The sequence below is a fragment of the Brevibacillus jepli genome, assembly GCF_047229145.1.
Classification (GTDB): domain Bacteria; phylum Bacillota; class Bacilli; order Brevibacillales; family Brevibacillaceae; genus Brevibacillus.
Map to the genome: position 1 here is coordinate 161,751 of NZ_JBFEFW010000013.1, position 15,509 is coordinate 177,259.

Below are 15,509 nucleotides of genomic sequence, written 5' to 3' on the forward strand. Positions count from 1 at the left end.
GCCTATTCTACACTTTTTAATGACTCAATCATATTGATGTTGGTTACTTTTCTCCGAAGTAACAAGTTAGAGAGAATCGTAAGCAGGTAGGCAAGAACAACAGATACCAACATGGTCCAAATACTTAGTTGATCCGGGATTTGTTGATGAGTACTGGACAGTGCCTTGACAATCATGGAATAAACATAGCCGCTTATCGGTATAGCTACAATGACCGCAAATGTGGTTAGGATGATGTTTTCAAAAAAGATCAGTCTGTTTATTTTATTTTTTTGATAGCCTAATACCTTAAGTGTTGCTAGCTCGCGATTCCTTTCATATATGTTGATGGAAGAGATCGTGTATATGGCGCCGAAGGAGAGGATGACGGCGCAAATGATAAACATGATAAATACAAAATTGTTTTGTTTCAAAATATACTCAGCTGTTTTCTTCAGATCATCACGATCTGCTATGGTTTCTACATGAGGATCTTGTTCAAAGAAGTTACGAACGCTTATCAGATCTGCAGGACTATTTGCTTCCACTAAAAGAGAGGTTGGACGGTAGGCTATGCCAAAGCTCTTTAAATAGGCTGGTGTGATATAAAAAGAAGGGTTCGAAAGCTGTGTAGAGATATGTAAAACCTTCATATCTACAGATTTATTTTTCAGCTCTGGTGCTTTGAAAGTGATCTGGATGATATCTCCTGCTGAAATATGATATTTGTCGGCGTAGGATTTGGGTACCAGCACACCATTATTTTCTAAATAGATTCGATTGTCATTTTCGTCAAAGAAACGAATGAGATTGTTTTCTTGTTCAGTAACAACGAAAGTGGCATTTTCTTTTTCAGCACCTTTTGTGAATTCAGCAGGAAAGGTGGATAAAAAATATCGATTTTTCATACCGGGGGGGAGCTTTACCGTAGCAGTAGATGTGCCCAGCGTATAATCTACTCGTAAATCGTACGTATAAACCTTTTCAACTTGGCTAGCTACTTTTTGCAAGGCCGATTGAGTGCCAAAAGCAGTGATCAATAAGACAGTGCTTACAACAACACCAATTGAGCTCGCCAAAGCTTTTTGTTTATTTAAAAAGATGTTTCTCAAGATGAGTTTGTAGCTGTAGGAAATATTGCTCCAAACACCCGGAATTCTTTCTATCCATAGCGTTTTCATCTGCTTTGGCGGTTTAGGACGCATCGCTTGAGCCGCACGTTCTTTTAATATGGTTCTACCACTTAAGTAACACGCCAGGATTCCAAAAGCACTGGAGAAAAGGATAGGAGGAATGAAAGAATAAAAAGAAAGGGAGTATGTAATGCCAGGCAGAGAGTAGGCCCTTGCACTAGAGGCAGTTACGAATGGAACAAATACAAGAGCGGCAATGACACAACCTATGATGGAACCTATTATACTTGCCAGCACAGGGTATCCCATGTAATGAAGCATGATGCTTCTGTTTTTGACACCTAACGCCTTCATAATACCTACTTGGTTTCTTTGAGAATCAATAATTCGCGACATGGTAAGAAACAGGATAATAGCTACAATCAAAAAAAGCACGAAAGGGATTACCATACTCATCAATTTATTATTATGGATCGTTTCGTTTATTTTCGAATAGCTGAAAGTGCGTTCTTTGCTTACTTGGTTTACATAAGGAAGGTGTTGGGATTGTCCTTCAATGGATTTCCCTAATTTGTCAATATCGTAACCTTCTGTAGCATCAATCATGATTTCATTATAGAAAAGGCCATCTAGGATATCAGAGATTGTCTCTTCGGCAATATAAGCGACTCCGTAGGTTTTATGGTCTTGGATTTCGTTCTTTTTTGCGTGTTCAACATTCTCACCCAAGCCGCTAATCGTAAACATAATATCGCTTTCATTCGCATTTATACTGATTTGATCACCGACTTGAAATTGATGTTCTTTTGCATAGTGGGAATCTAATAGAATCTCATTCTTTTTTGACGGGAGTTTACCCTCGAGTAGAGTAGGTGTATTGATTTCATTATTTACAGGGATCGAATGAATTTTTAATGAGGATTTATTATCTGCGAAGTCTTGCGTGGCATCAAAGGTGTAACGTCCTTCAATTTTATTAATACCTTCGATTCCGCTTAAACTGGCGACGTCCTTTTTGGAAATTTGATTATAATACACGTTTAAGTCGCTTACAATATGTTTTAGGAAGTAAGCCTCCGTATAAGCACTAAGATTATTGCTATAAGTGACAAGCCCTCCATAGAAAAAAGCTCCTACGGCGATAACCAAAACAAAGGCTATGAATTGCCCGAGTGATTGTTTTATATCCCTTACTAGTTTTAAAAACAATTTCATAATTACCATTCAATCCCTTCAACACTTTGTTTTTCATCGTTAATCGTAACGCTTTCAATCCGTCCGCTTTTCACCTTGATGATTTTATCAGCCATAGGAGCAATGGCAGAATTATGTGTGATCAAAACGACGCATTTCTTCGTATCTCTGTTCAAATCCTGAAGAAGCTTTAAGACGGACTTACCTGTCACATAATCCAATGCCCCGGTTGGTTCATCACAAAGTAAAAGCAAAGGATTTTTGGCAACAGCACGAGCGATAGCGACTCTTTGTTGTTCTCCGCCAGAGAGCTGGGAAGGGAAGCTTTTGATACGGTTCTGTAATCCAACTTTATGTAAAATATCTTTTGCATCCAGATGGTTCTTACATACTTCCGTAGCAAATTCAACATTTTCTAGAGCGTTTAAATTCGGAATTAAGTTATAAAATTGAAATACAAAGCCAATTTTCTCGCCGCGATATTCGGTTAATTTTTTTTCGTTGAAGCTCGTTATTTCTTGATCACCAACGAACACTTGACCTGAAGTAGCCGTATCCATACCGCCAAGTATATTCAAAATCGTACTTTTACCGGCGCCACTTGCACCCAAAATAATGACGAATTCTCCCTCTGATATGGAAAAGTCAACACCATCAAGTGCCTTGATTGGCACTTCTCCGCTTTTGTATTCTTTCGTTACTTTTTTGAATTCGATTAACGTTTTCACTCGTGACACAACTCCTTTTTAATTCCATAATATACCAAGTGCACGAAGTTACATCCCGCAGCCGATGTATTTTGGCATCGGTCTCCAGATGGAGTTTGGTCTTGCTAGAAAAACCGCTACACGTCCAGTATCGCCTACAAGCTCACCAAATAGTACAAATAGCAAGACGTAGCCACCCTCGCAGCCATTTGCTCGCAAAAAATCAGAGTAACCTCAAAAGGGCTACTCCGATTTATTTTCTTCTCTAACACCTTACATATTTCCGTTTGAAGCCAAGCTGTCCTTTAGCGACTGCCTTTTGAATATTATCGGAAGCGTTTAGAAACTTGCTTTTTGTTTTGTCTTTTTGGACCTCTACCGGACCTACTGCCTTTGCGATTTCGACAGCCTTATCGTGGAGTGGCAAATAGGAAGTCGCTACGGTGTATATAAAATTATTCATAGCGTATTTCGTTCGTTCGGGAGAATCGTGAATCGTATTTTTCACAGTTTCAAGCATATTGGCAATTTTGCTCTCGGAAAATTCATGATCCGGGCGATTACCCAAAAGCCAGCAATAACAGCTCCAGCCAGCTGACATTCGCAGCTCTTCGCCGCTTGTCATCCATTGATCGGCAACTTCTTGTGCAATATCTGCTTCAGCTAAGGTTACTGCAACCACATAATCGGACAGCATATAAAAATAAGCCGTATCCATCCACCGATCAAAATCGGCTGCGGTCATTGCTTTTGGGTCTGCAATCACAACGGCAAAGTACATGGCGTCGTAGTTCCCAGTGGCGTAAAGCTGCTCAGCCAACGGTTGATTTATCTTGATTTTTCTCGCGATTGGCTTCATAGCGCCTGTAGCCACGCCAAAAAGTGGTTCATGGGCGCCGTTGGATATATATATTTTCTTGGTTCGTTCCTTGCCGAGGGCTTCAAGCTCCTGCATGACCGTTTCTAAATCCATCGTCTATCACTTCTTTCATTGGTGGGTTTGTCCCTTAAGATTATAACCATCAAATCCACGACTCATGTCATCCTTGTGTGGCTTTCTCTACTATACAAAAAGGCACCCGCAGCTCGCACCTTTTTAAGTGTCGAGACTATGGGTACCTGTTTATAGGAGGCGGTAGAATTTACTTACCTCGTTCCTTGAGCGCTTGCTTTTGTTTCATGAACTGTACCATATGGATGCTCAGGTGGGGCATAGATAACGTAAACTTTAAGAGGGCGATTACCTGTATTGGTTACATTGTGCCATTTCCCAGCAGGTATCATAATTGCATAGTCATCGTAAGCCATTACTTGAAAATCCAAGTTATCTCTGCTATCACCCATTTGAACAAGTCCCTGACCTTCTTCAATCCGTATGAATTGGTCAGTTGTCGGATGGACTTCCAAACCTATGTCTTCCCCAGCATTAATACTCATCAAAGTCACTTGTAAATATTTACCTGTCCACAGAACGGTGCGGTAATTATTGTTTTGCTTGGTTGCTTGGTCAATATTCACTACAAATGGTCTTGTTCCATAATCTTGTAATGTGATATTTCCATAATAAGGATTATAGCTGTGATTGTTCCAATTGCAATAATGGGGATTCCAATCATAACTCCATTTGTTATTCCAGTGGCATTGCATTGGATTATACCATTGATAGTGATAGCATGAATTAGGATACATACTCATGCTCCTCTCAGTGATTTGCTTATTGACCATTTATCCTATGCAACTGCCTAGTTACAGGTAAGAAAAATGGGCAAGAGTCCACTGGTTCACTATGATGAAAAAAGAAGCGGGGCTTCACCCGCTCCATTACTATATCCGCCAATACATCCTCAACTATTAGGCTTTCCTGACCAACAGTGAACTGCTCTCCACATGTGTCGAGTAGACAGTGAAAACAGATCAAAATATAACAAGTGGCGGTAGAGCTAGTGGGCAGTTTACGCTAATAATCGATATCCAAACTTTGGTAATACTACACCATATCGCTGGATATAAGAGGTGCGTTTATGCGGAGTAAAGTACTTGGGGTTTTTGCGGTTATTTTATTGATAGTAGTGGTGAACACATTTTTGTGGTTTAATCGATTTCCAAACTCAGATGGCCACGACATAGTTAAAATAGCCATTTCGGATTCAAAAGGTAAGGTTATATCGGATTGGTTTATTGACCCAAATATTAAATGGTGGTTGATGCCTCCATATGAACGAAGAACCAAAAGAGCTATGCAACAGGTGCTAAATGCTTTTGAAGAAACTAGAAAAGTGGAAAGAAACCAAATGGACCCAGACTATTGGATACAAATTCAACCCAAGTCAGGGAATTCAATGGACAAGCTTGTGTGGCTTAAAAAAGGTATGGCAGCTACCTTCGTTAACGGTACCCTTGGAGAACCATTGACTATGACACAAGCCTATTCAATCCCAGACTACGAAAGAGATAAGCTCCTCAAACTTATTGGTGAGTAAACTAACGGGTATTAATAGTTAAATAAAGGTATATCACCTTGGTTTTTGCTCAAGATTCACTACAACATTGCCCATCCACAATTCACGTTAGGGGTATAGAAAGAAAGGGGCTTATTCATTAGCCCCTTTTAATTTTAGTAACACTGTACACTCCACATGCGCCGTATGCGGAAACATATCCACCGGCTGCACACATACAAGCTCATACCGTTGCATCAGCTTCCCAACATCCTTCGCCAGCGTAGAAGGGTTACAAGACACATACACAATTTTCTTCGGCTGCACATCCAGCAAGGAACGAATCAACGCATCATCCAGCCCTGTTCGCGGCGGATCGACTACGACAACATCCGGCCTGGTCCCTTGCTTCGCCCATCTTGGCATCAAGACCTCAGCACGGCCCACATGGAAGCTGGCATTCGCGGCGTTATTGCGCTCTGCATTGCGATTGGCATCCTCGACAGCCTCAGGAATCAGCTCGATCCCGCGTACTTCACGAGCATACGGAGCGAGCCACAAGCCAATCGTCCCTGTACCACAATACAAATCGAGCACGAGCTCTTTTCCGGTCAGTCCAGCAGCCGTTTTCACCTGATTGTACAGCTTTTGAGTCTGCTCGGGATTCAATTGGAAGAAGGCACGGGCCGACAAGTCGAAGGATAGCTCACCCAGCTTTTCCGCGATGGAAGCCTTGCCCCATAAGGATACCGTCTTGTCACCAAAAACAAGCGACGTTTTTTGCGTGTTTACATTTTGCGCGATTCCTACCAGCTCGGGAAGTCTCGTGCGGAGCTCCAAAATCAGCTCTTTTACCCGTGGGATTTCTGGGGTAGCTGTTACAAGTGTTAACTGCGTTTCACCCGTAGCAAAAGCGACGCGAGCTACGATCGTGCGGATGACGCCTGTCCGTTTCTTCTCATCGTAGACAGGAATCCCGAGCTCCTCGACGATCTGCTTCGCTGTCTGGACGATTTTCGTCGTCGCTTCATGCTGCACCTGACAGCCTTCCAGATTGACGAGCTTGTGGCTGCCTGTCTGATACAGTCCGGCAATGAGCTTGCCTTTTTCCTTGCCCACTTGAAACTGTGCTTTATTTCGATACGACCACGGATTATCCATACCAATCGTAGGGGCGACTGATGGCTGATTCAGTCGAGCGTACTTGCGCAGTGACTCGATGACGATTTCCTGCTTGCTCGCGAGCTGTGCCGCATAATCCATGTGCTGCAGGCTGCATCCGCCACACTCTGCATAGACCGGACAGGGGGGCTTTGTGCGAGAGGCTGATTTTTCAACGACTCGCAAAAGCTTAGCGGTCGCGTATTTTTCCCTTGCCTCGGTCACCTCTGCATGGACGACTTCACCAGGGAGGGCACCCTCTACGAAAACGATTTTTCTTTTGAAATAGCCGATCCCTTCGCCATTGATGCCCAAGCTCTTGATCGTGAGCGTCATTTGCTGGCCGACACGGATGCTGGCGTCTTGTTCTTTTTTGTGCGTAGTCATCTGTTCCGTTCTCCTCAAGCAATTCAGTATTTCCCTATTATAGAGCATTACGAGAGACGTTGCATGTATGCGAGAGTCCTCAGTTGCCAGTGATAGCCTCACAGATAATGGCAACTTCCTGTCCAGCCTTGTTTTTGATATAATAGAGGTTGTTCAAAAAGTCGTCTTTTGATCACGAAGTATTTCTGAGGGCTAATGCGACATCGAAAGAGGCGTTCACCTTCGAAGTCCGGTGCTCATGTAGGTTCCCCTACACTCCGCTCCTCCTTCTTCAGGTTCTCGCCACTTTCTCGGTGCTGAAAAGACGACTTTTTGAACTCGTATTAAATAGTGCGGAGAATAATGAGGGAGTTGTGACGCTAGATGCAGGATCTATTTGAAAAAATGAAAGAATATCTCAACATGGATACTGAGATTTCTTTTGACGAGTTTGATGGCTACTACAAAAAGGTAACCGCGTTTCTAAACGATAGCTGGCAAACGTTGAACGAGGAAGACACCATGCACATGCTGTTCATCCTCGACAACCTCAAGTCGAACGGTGAAGATCGTTCCAAGCGCAAAGTGAAGGAAGCGAAAAAATACGCGAAAATGGCGCAACGCACTGAGATTTGGGCAAATGCATTGATCGGTCGTCTGCGTGAAGCTGGTTTGACAGACGAAGAAATCGGCAAGCGTTACGAAGCAATTTACGAAGCAGTATAGGATACAGCCTATAGAAAAACGGGTTCTGTTTTGAGTGTAATGACTCGAAATGGAGCCCGTTTTTTTGTCTGATAGTAACTTTTTGGGAACTAACGTACGAAAAAGTGCATTCTTAACGAAGCTGTCCGTCCGAGTTAGAATGAATTCAGTTCTTTAAAAATACTGCGTTCATGAACAAGGAGGGCCTACTACTATGAGTAAAAAAGCGATGTTGATTATACCGCCAGATCGTTTTAACGAGGATGAATTGTTTCAACCCAAAACCGAGCTGGAGCAAGCAGGAGTCCAAGTGACAGTCGCTAGTACGAAGACAGGTGAGATCACAGGTGACAATGCAGGAAAGGCACATTCTGAAGTCATATTCTCAGACGTTGCAGCTACCGATTACGATGTCGTCGCTGTGATTGGCGGGTCTGGAACCATTACACACCTGTGGGAGAATGAGGAGCTCCAAGCTTATTTGAAAAATGCGCATGAACAAAAGGTGCTCGTCTCCGGAATTTGCGCAGGCTCAGTCGTGGTGGCGAAAACAGGCCTGCTCTTTGGACGAACAGGAACCTGCTACCCGGTTGAAGTGATGAAAAACGAGCTGGCTGCACACGAAGTTAAGTACCTGGAGCAACACGTAGTTGCACACGCTGACGTTATTACCAGTGATGGCCCGGATGGCGCTCAAGATTTTGGGCAAAGTCTGGTCCGCGCTATCGGCTAAATCGCAAAGGCCTTCGGAGCATGTTATCCGAAGGTCTTTTTCATTCTTTTCCTGCCAAATAACAAGAAGATTGACAACTTGTGGGTTTCGGCGTAGAATGTTAAACTAATTCGAATAGTTCGTATGTAAGAGCGTTGAAAAGGAAGAGTAGAAACAGTAAGCAGCGTGCAGAGAGCCGTTCCTTGTGCTGAAAGAATGGCCGCCAGCCTGTTTTGAAAATCACCTTGGAGCATTGTCCTGGAAAATCAGCTTGTGTAAGCAGTGAGTATAGGGCAACGAATTCGTCCTCGTTATCGGACGGGAGTTTCATAGCGAACTTCCTAAGTCTGTTTTTCGTGAGGAAGACAGAGTAGCTGAGTGGTACCGCGATGCCCTCGCCTCAGCCAGCCGTGCGCAAATTGTGCGTTGCTGGTTGGGCGGGGGCTTTTTTATTTGGTCTGAACCCTACAAAAGAGAGAAGAAACTTAGGAGGAAAACATATATGCATACGGTTAGAGTGGAAGATATCGTAGTTGCCAATCACGCATTGAAGGACGTCGTGGAGAAGACGCCACTGCAAAAAAACAAGGTGCTGTCAGAACGCTACGGCTGTAACGTCTATTTGAAGAGAGAAGATTTGCAGGTTGTTCGTTCCTTCAAAATCCGCGGTGCTTATCATTTTATGCGGAATCTTTCCACAATGGAGCGGGAGCGTGGTGTTGTTTGTGCGAGTGCGGGTAATCATGCGCAGGGCGTAGCATACTCGTGTAATCATTTGCAAATGAAGGGCACGATCTTTATGCCAGCAACTACGCCTCGCCAAAAAATATCGCAGGTCAAGCTGTTCGGTGGTTCCTATGTAGAAGTCGTATTGATCGGCGACACCTTCGATGACTCTTTTGCTGAGGCGATGAAGTATTGCATTCAGGAAGATCGCACCTTTGTCCATCCTTTTGATGATCCGTTGGTGGTAGCCGGGCAAGGGACAGTCGGTCTGGAGATCATGAACGACCTGGAAGAACCAGCCGATTTCGTTTTTATGAGTATCGGCGGAGGTGGATTGGCAGCAGGGGTTGGCACATATGTAAAAGGAATCAGTCCCAACACGCAGATCATTGGAGTAGAGCCGGCAGGAGCAGCTTCCATGCAAGCAGCGCTGGAGAAAGACGACGTCGTCACCTTAGATGAAATTGATAAGTTCGTCGATGGAGCAGCCGTCAAGCAAGTGGGACAGTTAACGATGAATATTTGCCGTGAAGTGTTGGATGACATCGTTTTGGTGCCTGAAGGCAAGGTGTGCACGACAATTTTGGAGTTGTATAACAGTAATGCTATCGTCGTAGAACCAGCAGGTGCTCTGTCGATTGCCGCTCTCGATTACTACCGGGATCAAATCGCAGGGAAAAACGTTGTGTGTGTCATCAGCGGCGGAAACAACGATATTGACCGGATGCAGGAGATCAAGGAACGTTCCTTGTTGCATGAGGGCTTGAAGCACTATTTTGTCATCAATTTCCCACAGCGTGCCGGAGCCTTGCGTGAGTTCATGGAAAAAGTATTGGGGCCTCACGATGATATCACGCGCTTTGAGTATACAAAAAAGAACAACAAAGAAAATGGTCCAGCCCTGGTCGGCATTGAAATGAAGTGCCAGGATGACTACCAGCCATTGGTCAGCCGCATGAAGCAGCATGGCATCCGCTATGTGGAGATTACGAACGATCCTTATTTGTTCAATTTGCTGATTTAGTGCCCTTGTGTTACAACAGATGATGAATTCGCAAAAATGTATGAATACAGCGAAAAAAGGAGCAATTGGGAGAGAATAAGCGAGAAAGAAAGATAAATCGGCGTAATGTATTATAACAAACTTTTATAAAACAGATGCTGTTGTAATACAATACAGATAACAACACACGGGGGGTTATAATCATGACGCCGATCACTACTTTCTTTCGCAATCTAGAAGCAAAATGCTGCGCTGCATGCGGTCAACTGATCCATGAACAAGCAGAATCGTATGCAACAGAATGCGCGCCTTGCCAAGAGCAAGCATCCTTTGACGCTTACAAGTACTATCATCAAAAACGGTAAGCCAAACATGAATAGTGGATAAAACAGGTATACCACACGGCATTAGCCATGGAAGGTATACCTTTTTTTCAATAGGAAAAAGCCGCTGTAAGAAGCAACGGCTTTTTCGCATTTCAGCGTGTTTTATCAGTTTGCTTTGCAGCTTGCATCTTGACGTAATCAATCAGCCCCAATTGAAAGCCTTCCTGTGTGAGGAGGCGTTTGGCCTCATACGTACTCGCATAGTAAGCTTGGACATGCGGATCGTTGTCCAAAACGTACCGACACGCCTGATCTAGTGCCAGCTCCCGGTACCAGTCCGCCTGTTTAATTTGGGCGACGAGGTCCTCATAGGCTGGCTCCGGCTTTTTCCATGGATTCAAACGATGAATAATTTCACCAAGGATTGCAACAACGATTAGAATTCCGATTAAAAACATGGCTGTCACCTCAAAGGTTGGATCACTCTCATGGTACCACTCTACAGGAGACGCCGCCATGGGGAAGTCAGGTCGGCTTGCAAAACGAATGGAAAGTAGGCATGCTATATACTGTAAGAAGAGAGGGCCCGATTAAGTGGGAAAAGGAGGGTGAGAGATGTTTCATCCGCTGATTTTTGACAATATCAGAGTTGTACTGGAAGGTGCGGTATACGACCGAGACTTCGAAGGAGCAATCACAATCACGAGCCGTTCGGATGTCATGGATATGGCTACGTTTCATCGATTTTTTCAGATCGAGTTCAAGCTTGCTGATCAAAATGAAAACACCGAGGCTGTCCGTGCACAAATGCAGCTTCGTACCAATTTAGCTGACATTGCAGCCGAGCAGCTAGAACAGCCGCTGACCGAGCATGTTGGATGTACGATTTGCATCCATTTTTATTTGCAGATGCAAAATGACAGAGATGTGCCCACAGAAGCGAGGGAAATCACATCGATTCTCAATGACATTTGGGGACAGCGGCCGTATATTACCCAGAAATTGTCGGCAAAGCTTGAGGAGCATCGAATCGAATGGCCGCCAAAGCAAATAACAAACCAAGTGACGCTAGACTTTCATCGAAAAATTGACGAAGGCAACATTGATGACCTGAACGAATTGATCGATCATACGGTTCAATCGCTTCGAAAGCTGCAGCTACATACGGATCAACTTACGAAAAAGTAAAAAGGTAAGGGGATTTACAAAAGAGCAGATGCGTATTATTATTTTGTTAACCTTATATCATATTTAGTTAACAAAACGATCATGACCGTTTTGTTTGACCGCAAGCGGTCACATCGACTTTTATGAAAAACGTCAAGACGTTTTTCACAGAAAACGGAGGCTAATACGCATGAGAAACGAACGCTTGAGATGGTTGTTGCTCTCTGCCATTTTTGCTGCCATGACGGCGGTATTGTCGCAGTTGACCATTCCTTTGCCGCTGATCCCTATTACCGCACAGACACTGGCAGTAGGTCTGACAGCGACTATTTTGGGAAGTCGGTACGGGACATTGGCTTTGATCATTTATGTACTGCTCGGTGCAGTTGGATTGCCTGTGTTCAGTGAGGCAAAAGGCGGATTACAGGTATTGGTCGGTAATTCTGGTGGGTACATATTTGGCTTTATTGCAACCGCTTATGTGACCGGACTCTACTTGGAGAAAACGAGATTCAACCTGAAAAATGCCATTATCGCGAATATCATCGGGATGTTTGTCACGCTCGCTTTTGGTACTGTCCAGCTCAAGTTTGTCATGGATATTCCATGGGATAAGGCTCTCGCTTTTGGTGCAACGCCATTCCTCGTGGTAGGAGTAATCAAAGCGATCCTCGCTTCACTAATTGGGATCAAGGTACGGGAGCGGCTTATTGCTTCTCGTCTATTACGTGCAGATCAACCTGTTACACGATAATGAAATCGATTCCGTAAGCCATCCGAAGTTCGGGTGGCTTTTTTTCGCATAATCTCCTTATCGTGCCGGATACTATCGGTAGGATTTTGCATGTAAGAAGGAGGAGCCATATGAATATCACGATCACTGGTCCCAAAGGACTCCCTATCTCAGGGAATTTGATGTCATTTCGCCGCTCGCCGCTTCAGTTCATACGTGAGGCGGTAGAAGAGCATGGCGAAGTCGTCCATTTTCGATTTGGCCCGTCCCGTCATGTTTACTTGTTGACGAACCCTGATCACATCAAAGAGGTTTTGGTCAGCAAGCAAGCGCATTTTCGAAAAGGGAAAGCATTGCAGGCTGCAAGACCCGTCGTTGGGGATGGAATCCTCACCAGCGAGGGAAAAAAACATTTGCGACAACGGCGGCTCATGCAGCCTGCTTTTCACCGAGAACGAATTGCCAGCTATGGACAAGTGATGGTTCGGCAAGCCGTTGACCTCATGGCAGATTGGAAAAACGGAGAGCTGCGTGATATTCATTCGGATATGATGAAAGTAACACTCGCGATTATTACAGAGACCATGTTCGGCAAAACCGTCAAGGAAGGTGCCGACCAAATCGGACATGCCATTGATGTCGGGCTCAAATATGTGGCGAATAAGGGCTCATCATTTATTGACATTCCATTATCCGTACCGACCAAGAGTAATCGACAGTTTTTAGAGTCGAGTGAGCTCTTGGATAAAACGATTTACTCATTGATCGAAGCCCGACGTAATAGTGGAGGAGAAGAGCACACAGACCTGCTGGGGATGCTTTTGGCTGCACGGGATGAAGATGATGGGCAAGGGATGACAGACGAGCAGGTGCGTGACGAGGTCATGACCATTTTTGTAGCTGGCCATGAGACGACTGCGAATACGATGTCCTGGATTTTCTACTTACTGGCTACGCATCCTGAGGTCGAGAAGAAACTGCACGATGAGCTATCCACGGTACTGTGTGAAAAGCTGCCGACAGTCGAGGACCTTCCACAGCTGAAGTATACCAATCTCATTGTTCAGGAAACGCTGAGACTGTATCCGGCAGCATGGACGATCAATCGCGAAGTGGTGGAAGAGGTTGAGATCGGAGGCCATACGTATAAGCCGGGAGAAACATTGATGATGAGCCAATATGTCATGCACCGTAACCCACGCTATTATGAGCAGCCGGAGCAATTTAATCCTGAGCGCTTTGACAGCGACCTCTTAAAAAGAATACCGGCTTATGCCTATTTTCCATTTGGCGGAGGTCCACGGGTCTGTATCGGGAACAACTTTGCTTTGATGGAGGCAGCTCTGCTTTTGGCGACGATCGCACAACGATACAGACTCCGACTGGCTGAACCGAATCAGGTAGTGGAGCCTGAACCTTTGGTCACCTTACGTCCAAAGAACGGATTACCGATGCGTTTGGAAAAGAGATAGAAAAAAATGGAAATGAGGGACAAAAAAAGAGGCATCTTATCACTACGGTTTCACCGCACTGTTTCAGATACCGAACTGGGGGTTATTTATCACTGAAAGCAACATGCTTACAAAAATAATTTTACCAGCAAAATATAAAGAAATAATTAACTGCGAATAAATCTAAATAAAATGCGGGTAGCTTTGTACATATTTAAAAGCTACCCGTGGAAGAAGGGGATGGTGAAGGAGAAGCTGCTTCCCTCCCCTAGTTCGCTGTTAACCATTAGTTCTCCGCCATGAAGCCTGATGATGCTCTTACAAATCGTCAAACCCAATCCCGTGCCGCCACTGTTGCGGTTCCGGGATTTTTCTGCGCGATAAAACTTGGTGAAAATCCTCGGCAAGTCTTCGGGTGCGATGCCTTCTCCTTTATCAATCACAGAAAAGAGGACATGCCCTTCGCGTTGATCACATGTGACATAAATAGAGCCATCCGGTTTGTTGTAGTGAATGGCGTTATTCAACAAGTTTTCCATGACGCGCCGCAGCTTGGTCTCATCAGCTTCGATGTGTAATTCGTTGGAGATGCGGAGCTTCCATTGAAAGGTGAGGCCTGCCTCTTTGATCTTCGGAAAGTAATCCTCGATGATTCCTTTCAAAAAGCTTTTGACATGAATACGGCTAATGTTGAGTCGGACCTCGGAGCTGCTGTGCGTGGTGAAGTCCTGTAACTCATCCAGCAGCTTCTCCAAGTCAGTCGTTTTGACCTCGATTTTGGTCATTTGCTTCTGTATTCGGGTCAAATCCGTCACGCGACCAGTACCGATATAGGATGCATACCCTTTGATCGTCGTGAGTGGTGTACGGAAGTCGTGGGCAATCGAAGCGATCATTTCGGACTGTCTTTCCTCCGCTAAACGAAGCTCATCGACCATATCCCCGAAATATCGAAATAGTTGCCCAAACTCATCATGCGATCGATACGTAAACGTGACCAGTCTCTTCCCTTCCTGGATTTCTTGGGTGACCCGCGATAATTCATTAACAGGCCGCAATATCCAGCGAACGAACAAAGCAAGCAGGACCAAGCCCACCAGACTAATACTTCCGTAAATAAACCAGAGCATCATAGAGACACCTGTCGTAGCCATTATGTCGTAATCATCTGTGTAAAAATAGACGACGATTTCCCCTGTACGCGGTGGCTCCTGTTGAAAATGGTACTCAGCGACCACTTTGAGCTCGCTTTGCTTGGAAGAGGCACGGTTCGACGACGGAGAAGGCATTTTCAAATTATAAGCGCGCGATGTTTTGGTGTAGATGGTGTTGTCATTGGCATCCTTCACCACCATGCGATACATCACGTCTTCTGGCAGCTGCTTATCTAGCTCCAGGCGTTCGACTGGGTCTTTGAAGTTGCTGACGAGCAGCAGCTGGTTGAGCATAACCTTCTCTGCGGCTTCCTTTTCAGCCTGATACTGATTATGGCGATCATTTTTGAGTTGATCGACAATAATGTCTTGAAAAACAAACTTGAACAACAAGATGTTGAGTGTGATCAAGGCAATGAAGGAGAGGAAGATTTTGTTGCGTAAGCTCATTTAAAGCTTCTCCCCGATAAATACGTGGCCTGTCCCCCATTGTGTTTTAATGAATTGCCGCTCTGTTTCCAGCTTTTCACGGAGGTTTTTGATATGGACGGTCA

16 protein-coding genes and 1 other annotated feature are annotated in these 15,509 nt (G+C 44.6%); of the genes, 8 read left to right on the top strand and 8 right to left on the bottom strand.

The window, feature by feature from the left end:
* Positions 1-2: 2 nt before the first annotated feature.
* From AB1L17_RS16305 to AB1L17_RS16320, 4 genes are all read right to left on the bottom strand, one after another.
* A complete protein-coding gene (locus tag AB1L17_RS16305) occupies positions 3-2,327 on the bottom strand; it encodes an ABC transporter permease (RefSeq protein WP_412844548.1) in 2,325 nt (774 codons plus the stop codon).
* 2 nt (positions 2,328-2,329) lie between these two features.
* Positions 2,330-3,034 carry an ABC transporter ATP-binding protein gene (locus AB1L17_RS16310; protein WP_412844468.1) on the bottom strand — a complete coding sequence of 235 codons (705 nt, stop codon included), beginning with the start codon at positions 3,032-3,034 and terminating at the stop codon, positions 2,330-2,332.
* Positions 3,035-3,278: 244 nt separating this feature from the next.
* Positions 3,279-3,986, bottom strand: a complete 708-nt coding sequence (locus AB1L17_RS16315; RefSeq protein WP_412844469.1) for a DNA alkylation repair protein — start codon at positions 3,984-3,986, stop codon at positions 3,279-3,281.
* A 173-nt stretch (positions 3,987-4,159) separates the two neighbouring features.
* On the bottom strand, positions 4,160-4,702 hold the full coding sequence (locus AB1L17_RS16320) for a cupin domain-containing protein (protein ID WP_412844470.1): 543 nt from the start codon (positions 4,700-4,702) through the stop codon (positions 4,160-4,162).
* Between the two features lie 332 nt (positions 4,703-5,034).
* On the opposite strand from AB1L17_RS16320, the gene AB1L17_RS16325 reads away from it, so the two are divergent.
* Entirely contained in the window at positions 5,035-5,493 is a 459-nt protein-coding gene (locus tag AB1L17_RS16325; RefSeq protein ID WP_412844471.1) for a hypothetical protein, read from the top strand.
* 111 nt (positions 5,494-5,604) lie between these two features.
* On the opposite strand, the gene rlmD is transcribed toward AB1L17_RS16325, so the two are convergent.
* Positions 5,605-6,999 carry a 23S rRNA (uracil(1939)-C(5))-methyltransferase RlmD gene (gene rlmD, locus AB1L17_RS16330; RefSeq protein WP_412844472.1) on the bottom strand — a complete coding sequence of 465 codons (1,395 nt, stop codon included), beginning with the start codon at positions 6,997-6,999 and terminating at the stop codon, positions 5,605-5,607.
* Positions 7,000-7,362: 363 nt separating this feature from the next.
* Here rlmD and AB1L17_RS16335 point away from each other — a divergent pair, with 363 nt between their 5' ends.
* The 4 genes from AB1L17_RS16335 to yhfH all read left to right on the top strand — a co-directional run bounded on the left by AB1L17_RS16335 (position 7,363) and on the right by yhfH (position 10,489).
* Positions 7,363-7,704: a hypothetical protein gene (locus AB1L17_RS16335; RefSeq protein ID WP_048031397.1), complete on the top strand. Its 342-nt coding sequence runs from the start codon at positions 7,363-7,365 to the stop codon at positions 7,702-7,704.
* 193 nt (positions 7,705-7,897) lie between these two features.
* Positions 7,898-8,416 (top strand): DJ-1/PfpI family protein, encoded by a 519-nt coding sequence (locus AB1L17_RS16340; RefSeq protein WP_412844473.1) that lies wholly within the window; start codon positions 7,898-7,900, stop codon positions 8,414-8,416.
* A gap of 125 nt (positions 8,417-8,541) precedes the next feature.
* Positions 8,542-8,801 (top strand) — a binding site (T-box leader).
* Between the two features lie 96 nt (positions 8,802-8,897).
* Positions 8,898-10,145 carry a threonine ammonia-lyase IlvA gene (gene ilvA, locus AB1L17_RS16345; protein ID WP_412844474.1) on the top strand — a complete coding sequence of 416 codons (1,248 nt, stop codon included), beginning with the start codon at positions 8,898-8,900 and terminating at the stop codon, positions 10,143-10,145.
* 182 nt (positions 10,146-10,327) lie between these two features.
* Positions 10,328-10,489 (top strand): protein YhfH, encoded by a 162-nt coding sequence (gene yhfH, locus AB1L17_RS16350; protein WP_412844475.1) that lies wholly within the window; start codon positions 10,328-10,330, stop codon positions 10,487-10,489.
* 113 nt (positions 10,490-10,602) lie between these two features.
* Here the strand turns inward: yhfH and AB1L17_RS16355 are convergent, their stop codons facing one another.
* Entirely contained in the window at positions 10,603-10,908 is a 306-nt protein-coding gene (locus AB1L17_RS16355; RefSeq protein ID WP_412844476.1) for a hypothetical protein, read from the bottom strand.
* 157 nt (positions 10,909-11,065) lie between these two features.
* Here AB1L17_RS16355 and AB1L17_RS16360 point away from each other — a divergent pair, with 157 nt between their 5' ends.
* The 3 genes from AB1L17_RS16360 to AB1L17_RS16370 all read left to right on the top strand — a co-directional run bounded on the left by AB1L17_RS16360 (position 11,066) and on the right by AB1L17_RS16370 (position 13,822).
* Positions 11,066-11,638, top strand: a complete 573-nt coding sequence (locus tag AB1L17_RS16360; protein WP_412844477.1) for a hypothetical protein — start codon at positions 11,066-11,068, stop codon at positions 11,636-11,638.
* A gap of 169 nt (positions 11,639-11,807) precedes the next feature.
* Positions 11,808-12,371, top strand: a complete 564-nt coding sequence (locus tag AB1L17_RS16365) for a biotin transporter BioY (RefSeq protein ID WP_412844478.1) — start codon at positions 11,808-11,810, stop codon at positions 12,369-12,371.
* Between the two features lie 110 nt (positions 12,372-12,481).
* Positions 12,482-13,822, top strand: a complete 1,341-nt coding sequence (locus AB1L17_RS16370; RefSeq protein ID WP_412844479.1) for a cytochrome P450 — start codon at positions 12,482-12,484, stop codon at positions 13,820-13,822.
* Between the two features lie 200 nt (positions 13,823-14,022).
* Here the strand turns inward: AB1L17_RS16370 and AB1L17_RS16375 are convergent, their stop codons facing one another.
* Together AB1L17_RS16375 and AB1L17_RS16380 are read right to left on the bottom strand one after the other, a co-directional pair.
* Entirely contained in the window at positions 14,023-15,405 is a 1,383-nt protein-coding gene (locus AB1L17_RS16375) for a sensor histidine kinase (protein WP_412844480.1), read from the bottom strand.
* A partial coding sequence (locus tag AB1L17_RS16380) for a winged helix-turn-helix domain-containing protein (protein ID WP_412848876.1) occupies positions 15,406-15,509 on the bottom strand: 104 nt, incomplete at its 5' end. It abuts the gene before it with no gap.

Bases quoted from the DNA above. Each gene is read 5' to 3' on its own strand.
- AB1L17_RS16305 (WP_412844548.1), bottom strand. From the start codon at position 2,327: ATGAAATTGTTTTTAAAACTAGTAAGGGATATAAAACAATCACTCGGG.
- AB1L17_RS16315 (WP_412844469.1), bottom strand. From the start codon at position 3,986: ATGGATTTAGAAACGGTCATGCAGGAGCTTGAAGCCCTCGGCAAGGAA.
- AB1L17_RS16320 (WP_412844470.1), bottom strand. From the start codon at position 4,702: ATGTATCCTAATTCATGCTATCACTATCAATGGTATAATCCAATGCAA.
- AB1L17_RS16325 (WP_412844471.1), top strand. From the start codon at position 5,035: ATGCGGAGTAAAGTACTTGGGGTTTTTGCGGTTATTTTATTGATAGTA.
- rlmD (WP_412844472.1), bottom strand. From the start codon at position 6,999: ATGACTACGCACAAAAAAGAACAAGACGCCAGCATCCGTGTCGGCCAG.
- AB1L17_RS16335 (WP_048031397.1), top strand. From the start codon at position 7,363: ATGCAGGATCTATTTGAAAAAATGAAAGAATATCTCAACATGGATACT.
- AB1L17_RS16340 (WP_412844473.1), top strand. From the start codon at position 7,898: ATGAGTAAAAAAGCGATGTTGATTATACCGCCAGATCGTTTTAACGAG.
- ilvA (WP_412844474.1), top strand. From the start codon at position 8,898: ATGCATACGGTTAGAGTGGAAGATATCGTAGTTGCCAATCACGCATTG.
- yhfH (WP_412844475.1), top strand. From the start codon at position 10,328: ATGACGCCGATCACTACTTTCTTTCGCAATCTAGAAGCAAAATGCTGC.
- AB1L17_RS16355 (WP_412844476.1), bottom strand. From the start codon at position 10,908: ATGTTTTTAATCGGAATTCTAATCGTTGTTGCAATCCTTGGTGAAATT.
- AB1L17_RS16360 (WP_412844477.1), top strand. From the start codon at position 11,066: ATGTTTCATCCGCTGATTTTTGACAATATCAGAGTTGTACTGGAAGGT.
- AB1L17_RS16365 (WP_412844478.1), top strand. From the start codon at position 11,808: ATGAGAAACGAACGCTTGAGATGGTTGTTGCTCTCTGCCATTTTTGCT.
- AB1L17_RS16370 (WP_412844479.1), top strand. From the start codon at position 12,482: ATGAATATCACGATCACTGGTCCCAAAGGACTCCCTATCTCAGGGAAT.
- AB1L17_RS16375 (WP_412844480.1), bottom strand. From the start codon at position 15,405: ATGAGCTTACGCAACAAAATCTTCCTCTCCTTCATTGCCTTGATCACA.